This is a genomic window from Roseomonas sp. CAU 1739 (assembly GCF_039839775.1).
Taxonomy (GTDB): Bacteria; Pseudomonadota; Alphaproteobacteria; order Acetobacterales; family Acetobacteraceae; genus Neoroseomonas.
This window is the reverse complement of record NZ_JBDOQQ010000001.1, coordinates 169382-184183: the sequence shown is the minus strand read 5'-3', so window position 1 is coordinate 184183 and position 14802 is coordinate 169382. Positions and strand designations below refer to the sequence as shown.

The window sequence follows — 14802 nt, the reverse complement described above, 5'->3', positions numbered from 1 at the left end:
GCCGTGATGCGCCAACAGATCACCGTCCGGGCTGAATCGGAAGGGGTCGGTCAGACGGCGCCGTACAGACGCAGGACGGTGTCATGGGGGGCGTTCATGGCCTCCCAGACCAGGGCGCCGGCCGTCATCGTTGCATCCCGCAACTGCCCAATCGGGACGACCCCGCGCCGGTCCGCGCCCGTGAGCAGCAAGCGCAGCGCACTGTCCGGCTCGTTGAAGCCCGCGATGAGCCGCGCGGCGGGAATGCGGTGGTCGGCGAAATTCGCGTGGTCGGAATTGCGCATCAGCGGGCGATGCGTGCGAAGGCTACGTCCGGCCTTCTTCGCGGCATCGGTCAGGAATGGCCCGAGCTTCGAGAAGCCGCTGGTCAGCGCGGTCAGGTTCGGGCTGCCGGCGATGGAATCGAGGTTGATGTTCACCGTCATGCGGCGCCTCTCGGCCATCGTCCTGCCGTCGAGCCACGCCTTCGACCCGGCCAGTGCCCATTCCTCGGCGCCGAAAATGCAGACCATCAATCCGCGCTCGCATTGCGCGGCCATGGGCTGCGCCGCGCGCACCAGGCACAGCGCGGCCGCCAGCCCCGTCGCATTGTCGATCGCGCTCTCGCCCAGCGGATGGCCGTCGAGATGGGCCGAGACGACGACATGGCCCTCGCCCCGCCCCGGCAGCACCAACACCAGCGTCGGCGCCGTCGCGGCATGGTCACTGCCGAGCAGAGTCAGCCGCACCTGCCGTCCCCCGGCCAGCAAGGCCCCGGCTTCGGCCGAGATGCCAAGCGCAGGAATCCCCTTCCCACCCGCGCGCCCGGACGACCCCGACACGGGCCCGATGCCCGGTTCCGGCTGCACGATCAGGAAGGCCCCCGCCCCGGCCTCCTGCGCCGCCGCCAGCTTCACCCGCCGATGGATCGTCTGCGCCGAGAAGGGATACTCATGCCGCGCCACCACCGCGCGCCCGGCAGCTCCCGAGAAATCCCCCGGCGCTCCGCGACCGCAATCCAGCGTGTCGAGCAGCAGCCCATCCACCGGCGTCGATGCCGCACCCAGCAGCGGTGTGCAGTCGAGGTCACGCCCCGTCGCCACATCGGTCAGCCGCGCCTCATGGCAGCGCCAGCCGGCATAGGGCACGGGTTCCTTCCACACCGTGCCGAAGGCCGACAGCCGTTCTTCCATCAGCGCGAAGCCGCGCTCCGCGCTCGGCGTGCCCTGCAGCCGCCCGCCGGTGTCGCAGATCGCCGCGAAATCCGGCGCCAGCGCCTCGTCGGCCGCGATGCGGCCGAGGAAATCCGCGAGCGTCACTGCGCGGTGATGCCCCGCGACCGCGCGATCTCGCCATAGCGCGCGACATCCTGGCGGATGCGCTGGCCGAAGGCCTCAGGCCCGTCGCTGCGCGGGATGACGGCGAGCGCATCGAGCCGTTCCGCCATGCCCGGCGCCGCCAGCACGCCCGGCATCGCGGCCGCGATCTTCGCCACGATCGCATCCGGTGTGCGGGCGGGCGCGAGCAGCCCCCACCAATGTTCCGCGACGAGGTCGATGCCCTGTTCGCGGAAGGTCGGGATGTTGGGATGGCTGCGCATCCGCTCGGGCGACATCACGCCGAGGCCGGTGATCTGTCCCGAGGATAGTTGCGGCGCGGCGGACGCCACGGTGACGAAGACCGTGTTCAGGTTGCCCGCCGCGAGATCCTGGATGGCCGGACCGCCACCGCGATACGGCACATGCGTGATCTGCGTGCCGGTGGCGATCTGGAACAGCTCCCCCATCATGTGGGAGGCCGCGCCGACGCCGCCCGAGCCATAGGTGTAGTGCCCCGGCCGCGCCTTCGCGAGTGCAGCGAATTCCGCAGCGTTGCGCGCCGGCAGGGATGGATGCCCGAAGATCAGCAGCGGTGCGGCGCCGACCATGACGACCGGCATCAGGTCTTTCTCGACATCGTAGGGCATGCGCGCCTGCAACGCCGGCACGATGGCATAGGGCAGGTCAGCGAGCAGCAGCGTGTAGCCATCCGCCGGCGACCGCGCGACGTATTCCGTGCCGAGCATCGAGCCCGCGCCGGAGCGGTTCTCGACGATGACGGACTGCCCGAGTGCCGCACCCAGCCCCGGCTGGATCAGCCGCGCCAACACGTCCGACGATCCGCCGGGCGCGAAGGGCACGACGAGCCGGATGGGCCGGTTCGGCCAATCCGCCTGCGCGAAGGCGGGCGCGGCCAGCGCCGCTCCCGCCACGCCCAGCAGGGCGCGCCGGTTCAGCCGCGCGGGCGCAGCCCGCACCAGTTGGCGATGAAGGTCGCGATCGTCTGAGTGCATGTGCGGAGATCCTCGATCGAGGTGCGTTCGTCGAACCCGTGCGCGACTTCGCCCTTGGGACCGTAGCAGAGCCCGGGAAAACCGAAATAGAGCCCGTAATACCGCGCATCGTTCACCGCCGTGGTGCGGCGCGCCGGCATCTCGCCGCCATGCACCGCAGCATGCGCGGCGGCGAGCACGGCTTCCGCCTCGCTGCCGGGTTCCAGCACATAGGGGTCGGTCTGGAAGCCGGTCCAGACGATTTCGGGCGGGTTGTTGGCCATGAAGGAATCACCCTTCGCGGCCGCCTTCACGCAGGCCTCGATGCCGGCCATCGCCTGTTCAGGCGTGGTGCCGGGCACCAGGCCGATGCGGCAATCCACCTCGCACCAGGCGGGGGTGGAGGACGCCCAGTCACCACCACGGATGATGCCTGGGTTGAACTTGATGGGGTCCTTGATGTCCGCATACCACTCGCTGGACTTCGCCGCCTCGTTCAGGACCTTCGTGTGGGCGTAGAGCGCGTTGATCAGCGCATAGGCCGACATGATGGCATTGGTGCCGTCCTGCGCGACGGCGACATGGACAGGGACGCCGCGCACGCGCAGGCGGAACCAGATGGTGCCGGTCTGGGTGCGGGTGATGGTGTGGCCGGTGGGTTCGGGCACCAGCGCGGCCTCGGCGCGATAACCGCGCAGCAGGGCGGCGAGCGCGCCGTTGCCGGTGCTCTCCTCCTCCGTCACCGTCTGGATGTAGACATCGGCGGCGGGCTCGAAGCCGGCGGCGCGGATCGCGTCCATCGCGAAGACCATGCAGGCGACGCCCGACTTCATGTCATGCGCGCCGCGGCCATACATCCAGCCGTCGCGGATCGTCGCGGAGTAGGGCGGGTAGGTCCACATCTCATGCGGGCCTTCCGGCACCACGTCGATATGGCCCTGCAGGATCAGGCTACGTCCGGTGGGATTGGACGGGCGATGCGCGGCGACGACCTGCATGGAACCGGCGGCATCGACATCGACCATCGGCGCCATCTTCGGATGGTCGGGCACATCGGCGATGGAAAAGCGATCCACGGCATAGCCGCGCGTCGCCATCTGACGGGCGAACCAATCCTGCAGCGGCGCTTCCCGTCCGCGCAGGGATGGAAAGCGCACCAGCTCCTGCAGGAATTCCACCTGGCGGCCGAAGCCCGCATCGATGGCGGCGGTGATGCGTGCGAGAGCGTCGGCATCCGGCATGGGCGGCACTGTCCTTCAGTTCGGCGGGCGGGCATGCACCGCCGAGGTGTGGTTCACCGGAGACGGATCGTAGACGACCCTGTCGCGGCGACCAGCCCAGGTGTTGCGCAAAAAGATCACCGGCAGCACGCCCTTGTCGTCCAGCAGGGCACGCGCGGCCTGCTGCGTCAGCACCTGGCGTCGCTCGGGGTCCATGGTGGTCAGCGCCTGGCGCACCGGCTCGTCGATCGCCGGATTGGAATAGCGCTGGCGGTTGAACGGCCCCATGCCGATATCCGGGTTGCGCGTCGCCACCACCTGCCGCAGCGGGTTGATGGTCAGGTAGCTGCTGAAATAAGTCATGAACATCGAGAATTCCCGGTTCGTCGCCCGGGTGAACAGGTTGGCCGGCGGCAGCGCCTGCACCGTCGTCTCGATGCCCGCGCGGGTGAATTGCTGCGCGAGCGCCTGCAACAGGTTCTGGTCGGACGGAAAGAAGCCGTTGGGCCCGTGGATGGTCAGCCGAAAGCCGTCCGGGTAGCCGGCCTCGGCCAGCAATGCGCGGGCGCGACCGATATCATGCGGCAAGGGCGGCAGGTTCGGCAGGCGATGTTCCGCGATGGGTGCCGCGAACTGGTCTGCCGGGGTCGCGAGGCCCTGATACAGCCGCGTGGCGATGGACTCGCGGTTGATGGCAAGCGACATCGCCTCCCGCACCCGCCGGTCGGCGAGCGGGTTGCGCGGCAGCGGGTTGCCCTGGCGGTCCGCGACGAAGGGCGAGGTGTCGCGCATGGAATCGGGGAACAGGTAGACGTAGGTCACGCTGTCTACCTCGAACAGCGCGAAGCGCGGATCGCGGCGCAGGTTCTCGACATCCTGCACGGGAACGTAGTCGATCAGGTCCACCTCGCCGGCCAGCAGCGCGGCGGCGCGCGATGCGGCTTGCGGGATGAAGCGGATGGTCACGCGATCCCACGGCTCGGGCGGGCCCCAATAGGTCGGATTGCGGACGATCTCCATGCGTTCGTTCTGCGCAAAGGACACCAGCCGATACGGGCCGGTGCCGATGGCCAGCCGCCCGGAGGTGAAGTCGCTGGTCGCCGGGTTCTGCCCATGGATGCGCCGCGACAGGATGAAGGGTGCCGCCATGTCAAAGAGCATCAGCGGATTGGGTTCATAGGTGCGGATGCGGATCGTCTGCGGGTCCACGATCTCGATGCCGCTGATGGTCCGCACCGCCGGCGTGTAGAGCGCCGGGCTGTTCGGCACGGTCGGGATGCGCGCGAAGGTGTAGGAGATGTCGTCGGCCTCGAAGGGCGTGCCATCGTGGAAGCGCACGCCCTGGCGCAGCTTCACCTCCCAGGTCAGGTCGTCGATCGCGCGCATCGATTCCGCGAGGCGCGGCCGCGGCACCGCCTGGTTGTCGAGCTCGAACAGACGCTCATAGATCTGCATGAGCATCATCGAGTTGTTGGTGGTGTTGTGGTAGTGCGGGTCGAGCGCCGATGGCGGCGTCTGCACCCCGATCGTCAATGTCCGCTGCGCCGATGCCGGCGTGCCGGACAGCAGCCACAACACCGCGCATGCGGCGCCGAGCACACCCCTTCCCATCGTCCGCCTCCCTCGCGATCCGGTCTGTCGCCGGTCGTCGCGGGCAGCGTCCGCCGCCAGGGTGGCCAAGGTCAATGAAAAGGCGGCGCGGCGCCCGTCAGCCGGCGATCTCGACCGACGCCTCCAGCCCGAGCACCGCCGCCAGCGCCTCGACGCGCCGCAGCACGCTTTCCCCGGCGAATACGCCGCTGCCCTCGACCAGCCGCAGCAGCAGCCGCCCACCCTCGCGTTCCAGCCCGGTCCCCGCCAGCAGTTCCGGCGTGCCGCCCGACAGCGTGTAGGCCAGCCGCAGCGCCGCTCCCAGGCTCTCCGCCCGCCGCACTGCCGAAACGTCCAGCAGCACGCGCGCCGCGGCGAGGAATCCCGCATCCGGCGCGGCCTCGTAGCGCAACGCGACGGCCAGCGCGAGGAAGGCGCGCGCATGGTGATCGAGCCCCACCCCCGGCTGCCGCAGCACGCGGAAGTATGCGTGCTCGGCGCGATAATCCGGATGGTCGTGGCTGCCGATGTCGCTGACCCAGCAGGCCGCCGCGCGCAGCGCCGCGTCGCCGCTGGTCTCGCGCTCGAACAGCCCGGCGGTCCATTGCGCGAGGGCCGGCGGCAGGCGCGGGTCGCGGCCGAAGCGGTCGGCGAGGTCCTGCGCGGCGGCCAGCAGCGGATCGCGCCGGCGCTCATCGACGCTGATCTGCCGGCCATACCAGCCTTCGCGCAGCCCGTTCGCGCTGAACACCACGCGCCGCGCGCCGGAGGCCCGCAGCAGCCGGCGCATCACCATCGCGGCCCAGGGCAGATCCTGCACACGCTTGGTCGGCGCGCCGGGCATGCGGTCCAGCGTGCGTCGCGTCGCGGCCATCACCACGCCGGCGAGGTCGCGCGCTTCCTCCCGCGACAGCACGTAGTGGTGCACGATCGACAGCGGATAGGCGGTCTGCGCGATGTGCATCCGCGCCAGCGCACGCCAGGCGCCGCCCACCAGATACAGGTCGCGCCCGGTCGCTTCCGACAGCCAGGGGACGCGGTCGAATTCCTCGGTCGCCATGGCGCGGCCGCGCTGGATGTCGTTGTTCGCGCGCTCCGACAGGCGAATGGCGCCGAGCGGCAGGCTGACCGCCCGCCCCGACCGGCCATGGGCCAGTTCCACCAGTTCAAGCGAGCCGCCGCCGATATCGCCCAGCACGCCATCCGCATCGGGGAAGCCGAGCAACACGCCATCGGCCGACAGCAACCCTTCCTCCTGCCCCGTCAGCACGCGGATGGTCAGGTCGGGCAGGCGGGCGCGCAGCGCCGCGACGAAGGCCGGGCCGTTGGTCGCGTCGCGTACCGCCGCCGTCGCCAGCACCTCGACCGGATCGGCCCCCATGGCGCGGGCGACGGTGTGGTAGCGCACCATCACCGTCAGCGCCTGGTCGACGGCTTCCTCGTTCAGCAGGCCGGTCGTCACCAACCCGCGGCCCAGGCCGAGCACCGCCTTCTCGTTGAAGATGGTCAGCGGGTTGCGCCCGCGCCCCTCGAACACCACCAGGCGCACCGAATTGGAACCGAGATCGACGACGGCCGAGCGTGGCAGCCGGTGCCCGTCCTCCATCCAGGCGGGGCCTTCTCGCATCGCGCTGTCCACCACTGTCAGTCCTGCATCACGCGGTCCTGCCGCGGGCGGCGCGGCGCGCTTTTCAGGGCGCTGCCACGGCCCGACAGGGACGGGTTGGTCATGAAGTAGTCATGGGCCGAAACCGGCTTGTCGCCAGGGTTCAGCCGCGTCCAGTCGCCATCCGGGCCAAGTTGCCAGGACTGCATGGTGTCCTTGAGGTTCACCACCATGATCTGGTCGAGCACCTGCGCGTGCACCGTCGCATTCTCGACCGGCACCATCGTCTCGACGCGCCAGTCCATGTTGCGCGCCATCCAGTCGGCGCTCGAGATGAACACCTTCGCACGGCGCGACGGCAGCCTGTGGCCGTTGCCGAACACCGCGATGCGCGAATGTTCCAGGAAGCGGCCGACGATCGACTTCACCCGGATGTTGTCGCTCATGCCGGGAACGCCGGGGCGCATGCAGCAGATGCCGCGCACCACCGCATCCACCTTCACGCCCGCGCGCGATGCGGCATACAGCGCATCGATCAGCGTCTCATCGACCATCGAGTTCATCTTGATCCAGATGGCCGCCGGCTTGCCTTCCTTGGCGAAGTTGATCTCCTGTTCGATCAGCGCGAGCAGCGAGGGGCGGATGGTCAGCGGCGCGAAGGCGAGCTTGTCCATGCTCTCCGGCCGCGCATAGCCGGTCATGAAGTTGAACAGCTTCGCCGCATCCCGCGTCAGCGCCGGATCGGCGGTGAAGTAGGACAGGTCGGTGTAGATGCGCGCCGTGACCGGGTGATAGTTGCCCGTGCCGAAATGCGCGTAGGAACGCAGCTGCGCCCCTTCCCGCCGCACCACCAGGGATACCTTGGCGTGCGTCTTCAGCTCGACGAAGCCGAACACCACCTGCACGCCGGCGGCTTCAAGTTCACGCGACAGGGCGATGTTGCGTTCCTCGTCGAAGCGCGCCTTCAACTCGACGATGCCGGTCACCGACTTGCCGGCCTCCGCGGCCTCGATCAGCGCCTTGGCGATCGGGCTGTCGCGCGTCGTGCGGTACAGCGTCTGCTTGATGGCGACGACGTTGGGATCGCGCGCCGCCTGGCGGAGGAACTGCACGACCACGTCGAAGGATTCGTATGGGTGGTGGACGACGATGTCCTTCGCCTTGATCGCCGCGAAGCAATCCCCGCCGAAATCGAGGATGCGTTCGGGAAAGCGGGGCGTATAGGGCGTGAACAGCAGGTCCGGCCGGTCATCGACGATCAGCTGCGTCAGGTCCGACAGGCCGAGCAGGCCCTCCACCGTGAACAGTTCCGACCGTGGCGCCTCCAACTCCTCGGCGACGAAATCGACCATGTCGGGCGGCGTCGCGGCGGTTACGGACAGCCGGATCGGCCGGCCGCGGCGGCGCCGCTTCAGCGCGGATTCATAGGACCGCACGAGATCCTCGGCTTCCTCCTCGAACTCCACATCGGTGTCGCGGATGACGCGGAACAGGCCGCTCTCGGCGGGGATGAAGCCGGGGAACAGCCGGTTGAGGAACAGGACGATCAGATCCTCCAGCTGGAGGAAGCGGATCATCGTCTCGCCATCGCGCGGCGGCAGGCGGATGAAGCGTGGCACCTGCGGCGGCAGCGGCAGCAGGGCGCGCATCGTGCCGCCATCCTCCTCCCGCACCAGCTTCAGCACCATGCACAGCGACAGGTTGGCGATGAAGGGGAAGGGATGCGCCGGATCGACCGCCAGCGGCGTCACGATCGGGAAGACGCGATCCATGAACCAGGTGTCAAGCCATTCGCGGTCGCAGCCGTCGAGTTCCTGCTGCTCGACCACCGCGAGGCCCGCCGCGCGCAGCAGGTCGCGCAATTCCAGCCAGGTCTGCTGCTGCCCAGCGATCAGCCGCTGCGCCCGTTCATGGATGGCCGCCAGCTGCTGCGACGGCGTCTTGCCGTCCGGCGAGACCTTGGCGATCCCCGCCCTTTCCTGCCCGACCAGCCCGGCGACGCGCACCGAGTAGAATTCATCGAGGTTGGAGGCGGAGATGGCGACGAAACGCAGCCGTTCCAGCAGCGGGTGCCGCGGATTGGCGGCTTCCTCCAGCACGCGCTGGTTGAAGGCGAGCCAAGACAGCTCCCGATTGGCGAAGCGCGCCGGGCTGGCGAGCAGCGCCTGCAGCTCCGCATCCTCCGTCACGACGACGTCGTTCATGGCATCCGGCCGGTGGCAGTCATCCGGACAGCCTATAGCAGGGCGGGCATGCCCGGCGAGGGCGGGATTCCGATCGTCTCCGAACCATCATCCTCCGCCCCCTCGCCAAAGCCGTCCCAACCTGCAAGGGCGGTCCGCGCCAGGGCTCGGGTGACGGGCGCGCGGGCGACCAGCGCGGCACGATCCAGCCGAGCGGCGGCCTCGGCCAGCGTCGCCGCGTCCCGCGCCAGCCGGGCCAGCAGCCAGGACTGCACCTCCGGCGCGACGCGCAACTGCCGGTCGGCGAAATGCTTGGCGAGCAGGGCGCCGAGCAGCGCCTCCCCCGGCCGGCCGATGCCGATCGCGGTCGTCGCCCTCAGCCGGCTGGCGAGGTCCGGCAGCGCCACGCGCCAGCGCGCCGGCGCCTCCCGGCCGATCAGCAGCAGGTGCTCACCGCGTTCAGCACACAGGTTCACCAGATGCAGCAGGGCGCGCTCCTCGGCCACGGCATCGGCGTCGTCCAGCACGATGCCGCCGGGGGCGGGTTCCGGCAGGCCGCGCAGCGCCGGGCCTTCGACCAGCCGCCAGCCGCGCCCGGCAGCGATGGCGCGCGCCAGATGCGACTTGCCCACCCCGGCCGGGCCGAACAGCGCGATGCGCCCGCCGGGCCAGCGGTCGGGCTCGTCGAGCCAGGCGAGCGCCTCGGCGTTGGAGGCGTCCTCAAGGAAATCCGCCCGGTCGGATGAGACCGGCAGCGGCAGCGGCAGGGTGAATTGCCGCGCAGGGGAGGTCATGGGCGGCTGCCGCGCCGCGCATCGGGATGCGGCGCGGACGAAACGGAAGGGGCGTCGCCCCCTCCGGACCTCCCCCACCAAAGGCCAACGGGCCTTTGGAATGCGGGTTTCCGGCGCTGGGCGCGGAGGGGGGAAACGATCCTGGGCCGCGCTGCCCTGCGCATGCAGGGGGCAACCCAAACGGTATCAGGCGACGGATTCCGAGGGCGTAGAGGACCCGCGAAAGCTCGACTTGACATCAGGCACGATGACCGTTCCCCGAGCCGGCGGCCCCGCCGCGCCCGATGCCCGGAATCCGTGGTCCAGGGGCCCGCTGGCCCCTGGCGGGGTGAGGTTTGGAGAGGGGCGGCGCCCCTCTCCATAACGCCGCGCCCCGCCCTCACGACCCCGTCCGCGGCGGATCGAGATACAGCGGCGATTCGAGATACCGTCGCAGCCAATACCGCGCGACGACGCCCAGCGCGGCGGCCATCGGCACCGCCAGCAGCACGCCGAGAAACCCGAACGCCACGCCGCCGGCGAACAGCGCGAAGATCACCCAGACCGCGTGCAACTCGACCCGATCGCCGAGCAGGTAGGGATAGATGACGTAGCCCTCGACCGTCTGGCCGACCAGGAAGATGGCGACGATCACCATCACCTCGTTCCAGGTGCCAAACTGTCCCATCGCCAGCAGCACGGCGGCGGCGAATCCGGTCAGCGACCCGACATACGGGATGAAGGTGAGCACGCCGGCCAGCAGCCCGACGGTCAGCCCCAGTTCCAGCCCGGCGACCTGCAACGCCACCGCGTAGAACACGCCGAGCGCCGCGCAGCACAGCAACTGCCCACGCAGCCAGGCCGACAGTACGCGGTCGGTGTCGCGCGCCAATTGCCGCAGCACGGCGGCATTGCGGCGCGGCAGCCAGGATTCGACGCGGGCCAGCATCGCCCCCCAGTCGCGCAAAAGGTAGAAAGCGACGACCGGCACGACGATCACCAGCGTGAAGACCTGGAACAGCGCGAAGCCGCCGCCGATCAGCCGCGTCGTGGCCGTGCCCAGCCAGGCGAGCATGCTGCCGGCCTGGTTGATCGCCAGGTCGCGCAGCCGCTGGTCCACCATCTCCGGGCCCAGCGCTTCCTCCAGCCGTTCCAGGCCGTCGCGCAGCAGCGTGCCGACGCCGGCGATATAGGTCGGCAGACGCTGCACCAGGATGCCGATCTGGGCGAGGATCAACGGGTAGAACAACAGCGCCGCGATCAGCGTCAGCGCCATCAGCAGGAAGATCAGCATGAACGCCGCAAGCGGCCGCCGGATACCCAGCCGCGACAGCCGCGTGGCCAGCGGATCGAGGAAATAGGCGACCACCGCGGCCAGCACGAAGGGCGTCAGGATGCCCTGGAACAGCCACAGGCAGAACAGCAGGGTGCCGCCGAAGCCGACCACCAGCGCGGTGCGCTGCGCGCGCGTGGCCGTTCGCGGCACGCTGGGCGCGGGGAAGCGCGCCGGCGGGGGGGCGCGCCCAGCGGGTTCGGGGCGGACGGGCGGGCGCGGGCTCTCGCTCAGGACGCGCCCCTGTGTGTCAGCCGTGCCGCCTGCCGCACATAGGCGACGCCGGAGGCGAAGGTGGTGAAGGTCACCAGCCAGATCATCGCATCCAGCAGGTCCGGCGCTGCGAGGTCGAAGCCCGCCAGCAGCAGCGCGAGCGCGGCCAGCGCGATCTGCGCCGCCGTATTGGCCTTGGAGATCAGCAGCGGCCGGATCCGCGTCGGCACGCCCAGCACCCACAGCAGCAGCAGGCCGCCGACGATCAGCACATCGCGGAACACCACCAGGATGGCAAGCCAGTCCGGCAGCACCCCGATCACCGCCAGCGTTACGTAGGTCGAGACCAGCAGCGCCTTGTCCGCCACCGGGTCGAGCAGCGCGCCGAGCGACGATCGCGCATTGCGCACCCGCGCCAGCCAGCCATCGACCGCGTCCGACAGCCCGGCGCCGACGAACACCAGGAAGGCCTGGTCAAGCCTGTGCTGCAGCATCAGCCATACCGCCGCAGGCACGGCACACAGCCGCGCAAAGGTGATGAGATTCGGCAGGGTGAACAGCCCCGCCTCGACATCGACCGAGGCCGGGGTGGCCGGCCGGCGAACCCTGTCAGGATCGTCCGGCAAGGCCCACGCGCCAGGCATCGCCCGGTGCTCCGGAGCCCGGGGTCATGGTGATCCCCTGGGTGGCGAGTTCCTGTGCGGCCACGCCCGGCGCGGCCCGCAGCCCCAGCCGCAGCCGGGCGCGATCGGTCGAGATGGCAACGACATCGATCCGCGCCGAGGCCCCGGCGAGCCGACGGCGCAGTTCCAGCCATTCGTTCAGCGTGCCGTACAGCGCCACGACCTCGACCGTCGCGGCCGCCGGCATCGGGCCCTGCGGGCGGCGATCCGCGGTGCCCTCGGCCGGCGCCGAACCCCCGCCGCCGCCGCCGCCTTCGGCCGTCGCGGCCCCGCCGATGTAGCCCCGCGCGCGGCCCGGATTGAAGTTCACCGTGATCCGCCCGGTGTAGCGGGTCGGGCTGGTGCGCTCCTCCTCGATGATGATGGAACTGACCATCGCCTCGATCTGCGCATCCGACAGGGATCGGCCGGAGCCCGAGGCGATTCGCTCCCAGGCGGCGCGGCGGCCATTGGCCAAGGCGCGCTCGCGCGCCACCACGCCGTTCTCGGCGGTCGCCTCGGCGGGCACGCCGCGCTGGGTGAAGCTGATCGGCGCCGGGGCGGCGGCCGGCGCCGCCGCCTCATCCTGCGCCCGCGGCGCCGACAAGGGGGCAAGCATCACCAGGGCGGTTGCGATCAGCGCCGCCACATGGTTCTTTCCGCGCGCCCGCGCGGAGCAGGACCTGACCGGCATCGCGACCTCTCTGGCCGGCCCGGGCGGCCGGCGTTACGCACCGCGTCGCGCGGCACTTCCATGCCAGCCAATACCCGATCGGAGGCCGCCCTGACCAGTTCCCCGTCTTCCCCTCTCACCTATCGCCAGGCCGGCGTCGACATCGAGGCCGGCGATGCGCTGGTCGATGCCATCAAGCCGCTGGCGCGGTCCACCGACCGGCCGGGCACCATGGGGGGCCTCGGCGGCTTCGGCGCGCTGTTCGACCTGAAGGCCGCCGGCTTCACCGATCCGGTGCTGGTGTCCTCCACCGACGGGGTCGGAACCAAGCTGCGCGTGGCGATCGATGCCGGGCTGCACGCGACGGTCGGCATCGACCTGGTGGCGATGTGCGTGAACGACCTGGTGGTGCAGGGTGCGGAACCGCTGTTCTTCCTGGATTATTTCGCCACCGGCAAGCTGGAGGTGGCGGCCGCAAAACAGGTCGTCGCCGGCATCGTCGAGGGGTGCCGCCAGGCCGGCTGCGCCCTGGTCGGCGGCGAGACGGCCGAGATGCCGGGCATGTATGCCAAGGGCGACTACGACCTCGCCGGATTCTCGGTGGGTGCGGCCGAACGCGGTGCGCTGCTGCCGACCGGCGATGTCGGCACCGGCGACGTGGTGCTCGGGCTGTTGGCCTCAGGCGTGCATTCCAACGGCTTCTCCCTGGTGCGGCGCATCCTGGAACGCGGCAATGCGGGCATGGGCGCCCCGGCGCCGTTCGCGGCCGGGAAGACCCTGGGCGAGGCGCTGCTGGAGCCCACGCGGATCTATGTGAAGTCACTGCTGGCGCTGCACCGCGCCGGGCTGGTGAAGGCCGCCGCGCACATCACCGGCGGCGGGCTGCCCGGCAACCTGCCGCGCGTGCTGCCGGAAGGCACGCTCGCCGTGCTGGACGCGACGGCCTGGACGCCGCCGCCGGTCTTCGCCTGGCTCGCGCGCGTCGGCGAGGTGGCGCCGGAGGAGATGCTGCGCGTCTTCAACTGCGGCATCGGCATGGCCGTGGTTGTGACGCCGGCCAATGTCGAGGCCGCCACGGCGCTGCTGACCGAACATGGCGAGACGGTCTGCCGCATCGGCCATATCGAGGCGGCACCCGGCCCCGCCGCGGTGCGCATCGACGGCCTGAAGCCCGGCTGGCCGGGATGACACGCCGCCGCGTCGCGGCGCTGATCTCCGGCCGCGGATCGAACATGGCCGCCCTGCTGGCGGCGGCCGAGAACCCGGATTACCCGGCCGAGATCGCGCTGGTGCTGTCCAACCGTGCCGATGCCGCGGGGCTCGCCCATGCGGCGTCGCGCGGCGTCCGGACCGCGGTGGTGGAAAGCCGCGCCTTCCGCGGCGACCGCGCCGGCTTCGAAGTGGCGATGGAAGCCGAATTGGCACGGCACGGCATCGAGGTGATCGCCCTGGCCGGTTTCATGCGCGTGCTGACCGAAGGCTTCGTGGCGCGGTGGGAGGGCCGGATGATCAATATCCACCCGTCCCTGCTGCCGGCCTTCCCGGGTCTCGACACCCATGCCCGCGCCCTGGCCGCCGGGGTCCGGCTGCATGGCTGCACGGTGCATCTGGTGACGGCGGGGGTGGATGAGGGGCCGGTGCTCGCCCAGGCTGCCGTCCCGGTGCTGGAGGACGACACCGAGGCCGCCCTCGCGGCGCGCGTGCTGACCGAGGAGCATCGCCTTTATCCGGCGGCCCTCGGCTGGCTGGCGGCCGGGCAAGTGCGGGTCGAACAGGGCCGCGCGCGGCTGTCCGGCGTGGCAATGGCGAAGGGTTGCCTCGCGAACCCCTTGCCCTCCGCGCCTGCGCTTTCTACACCCTGACGGGACAAAGGCGTTGAGGGCGTGACATGGCCGAACACAAGACCACGTATGATTTCGTCGAAGTGAAGGCCGGCGACATCCTGGCCGAGCGGCAGGCGGAGTGGCACGGCTTCACGACCTTCGTGACGTGGTCGACCGGCACGATCGCCGTCGTTCTGCTGCTGATGCTCATCTTCCTGGGCTGACCGCGCGGGCTGCCGTCGGCGGCCGGCTTCTTGAACCTCGAGTGTCGGCGACAGCGTCCGTGTGACTGGCCGGCGCGCGGTGCGGCATGGCATCGACGGGCGTGGCGGCGCCATTTGCCCGCGACCCGATGCGGGCCATCTGCTTCATACTCCTCCGCAGCGACGGCGCAGGCCGCTACGCGCCAGCCGACGCCAGGCATCGCCGCAATGTG

Annotated in this window: 13 protein-coding genes; 3 read left to right on the top strand and 10 right to left on the bottom strand. The window is 70.5% G+C overall.

Translation table 11 applies throughout. From position 1 onward, the window contains the following. Positions 1-50: 50 nt before the first annotated feature. From AAFN86_RS00835 to AAFN86_RS00790, 10 genes are all read right to left on the bottom strand, one after another. Positions 51-1298, bottom strand: a complete 1248-nt coding sequence (locus tag AAFN86_RS00835) for a M28 family peptidase (protein ID WP_347541304.1) — start codon at positions 1296-1298, stop codon at positions 51-53. Further along, entirely contained in the window at positions 1295-2311 is a 1017-nt protein-coding gene (locus AAFN86_RS00830; protein ID WP_347541303.1) for a tripartite tricarboxylate transporter substrate binding protein, read from the bottom strand. The genes AAFN86_RS00835 and AAFN86_RS00830 overlap by 4 nt, the downstream gene beginning before the upstream one ends. Beyond that, complete coding sequence (locus tag AAFN86_RS00825; RefSeq protein ID WP_347541302.1) at positions 2251-3531, bottom strand: ArgE/DapE family deacylase; 1281 nt, start codon at positions 3529-3531, stop codon at positions 2251-2253. Before AAFN86_RS00825 ends, AAFN86_RS00830 begins: the two co-directional genes overlap by 61 nt. Before the next feature lie 15 nt (positions 3532-3546). Continuing rightward, on the bottom strand, positions 3547-5121 hold the full coding sequence (locus tag AAFN86_RS00820) for an ABC transporter substrate-binding protein (RefSeq protein WP_347541301.1): 1575 nt from the start codon (positions 5119-5121) through the stop codon (positions 3547-3549). 97 nt (positions 5122-5218) lie between these two features. Continuing rightward, positions 5219-6727, bottom strand: coding sequence for a Ppx/GppA family phosphatase (locus tag AAFN86_RS00815; protein ID WP_347541300.1), 1509 nt, complete (start codon positions 6725-6727; stop codon positions 5219-5221). A gap of 17 nt (positions 6728-6744) precedes the next feature. Continuing rightward, positions 6745-8910 carry an RNA degradosome polyphosphate kinase gene (locus AAFN86_RS00810; protein ID WP_347541299.1) on the bottom strand — a complete coding sequence of 722 codons (2166 nt, stop codon included), beginning with the start codon at positions 8908-8910 and terminating at the stop codon, positions 6745-6747. Between the two features lie 32 nt (positions 8911-8942). Beyond that, positions 8943-9683: an HdaA/DnaA family protein gene (locus AAFN86_RS00805; protein ID WP_347541298.1), complete on the bottom strand. Its 741-nt coding sequence runs from the start codon at positions 9681-9683 to the stop codon at positions 8943-8945. A 379-nt stretch (positions 9684-10062) separates the two neighbouring features. Beyond that, complete coding sequence (locus tag AAFN86_RS00800) at positions 10063-11148, bottom strand: AI-2E family transporter (protein ID WP_347541297.1); 1086 nt, start codon at positions 11146-11148, stop codon at positions 10063-10065. A 77-nt stretch (positions 11149-11225) separates the two neighbouring features. Then, positions 11226-11852 (bottom strand): CDP-alcohol phosphatidyltransferase family protein, encoded by a 627-nt coding sequence (locus AAFN86_RS00795; RefSeq protein WP_347541296.1) that lies wholly within the window; start codon positions 11850-11852, stop codon positions 11226-11228. Then, positions 11818-12519 (bottom strand): hypothetical protein, encoded by a 702-nt coding sequence (locus AAFN86_RS00790; RefSeq protein ID WP_347541295.1) that lies wholly within the window; start codon positions 12517-12519, stop codon positions 11818-11820. The genes AAFN86_RS00795 and AAFN86_RS00790 overlap by 35 nt, the downstream gene beginning before the upstream one ends. Before the next feature lie 105 nt (positions 12520-12624). Here AAFN86_RS00790 and purM point away from each other — a divergent pair, with 105 nt between their 5' ends. From purM to AAFN86_RS00775, 3 genes are read left to right on the top strand one after another with little or no spacing between them, the layout of a single operon-like run. Then, the gene (gene purM / locus AAFN86_RS00785; protein WP_347541294.1) at positions 12625-13731 is read left to right on the top strand and encodes a phosphoribosylformylglycinamidine cyclo-ligase; all 1107 of its coding nucleotides are present in this window, start codon (positions 12625-12627) and stop codon (positions 13729-13731) included. Next, on the top strand, positions 13728-14405 hold the full coding sequence (gene purN / locus AAFN86_RS00780) for a phosphoribosylglycinamide formyltransferase (protein WP_347541293.1): 678 nt from the start codon (positions 13728-13730) through the stop codon (positions 14403-14405). Before purM ends, purN begins: the two co-directional genes overlap by 4 nt. Before the next feature lie 26 nt (positions 14406-14431). Continuing rightward, complete coding sequence (locus tag AAFN86_RS00775; protein ID WP_347541292.1) at positions 14432-14590, top strand: aa3-type cytochrome c oxidase subunit IV; 159 nt, start codon at positions 14432-14434, stop codon at positions 14588-14590. Positions 14591-14802 lie beyond the last annotated feature (212 nt).

Coding starts and splice junctions, on each gene's coding strand:
- AAFN86_RS00830 (WP_347541303.1), bottom strand. CDS start 2,311: ATGCACTCAGACGATCGCGACCTTCATCGCCAACTGGTGCGGGCTGCG.
- AAFN86_RS00825 (WP_347541302.1), bottom strand. CDS start 3,531: ATGCCGGATGCCGACGCTCTCGCACGCATCACCGCCGCCATCGATGCG.
- AAFN86_RS00820 (WP_347541301.1), bottom strand. CDS start 5,121: ATGGGAAGGGGTGTGCTCGGCGCCGCATGCGCGGTGTTGTGGCTGCTG.
- AAFN86_RS00815 (WP_347541300.1), bottom strand. CDS start 6,727: ATGCGAGAAGGCCCCGCCTGGATGGAGGACGGGCACCGGCTGCCACGC.
- AAFN86_RS00810 (WP_347541299.1), bottom strand. CDS start 8,910: ATGAACGACGTCGTCGTGACGGAGGATGCGGAGCTGCAGGCGCTGCTC.
- AAFN86_RS00805 (WP_347541298.1), bottom strand. CDS start 9,683: ATGACCTCCCCTGCGCGGCAATTCACCCTGCCGCTGCCGCTGCCGGTC.
- AAFN86_RS00795 (WP_347541296.1), bottom strand. CDS start 11,852: ATGCCTGGCGCGTGGGCCTTGCCGGACGATCCTGACAGGGTTCGCCGG.
- purM (WP_347541294.1), top strand. CDS start 12,625: ATGCCAGCCAATACCCGATCGGAGGCCGCCCTGACCAGTTCCCCGTCT.
- purN (WP_347541293.1), top strand. CDS start 13,728: ATGACACGCCGCCGCGTCGCGGCGCTGATCTCCGGCCGCGGATCGAAC.
- AAFN86_RS00775 (WP_347541292.1), top strand. CDS start 14,432: ATGGCCGAACACAAGACCACGTATGATTTCGTCGAAGTGAAGGCCGGC.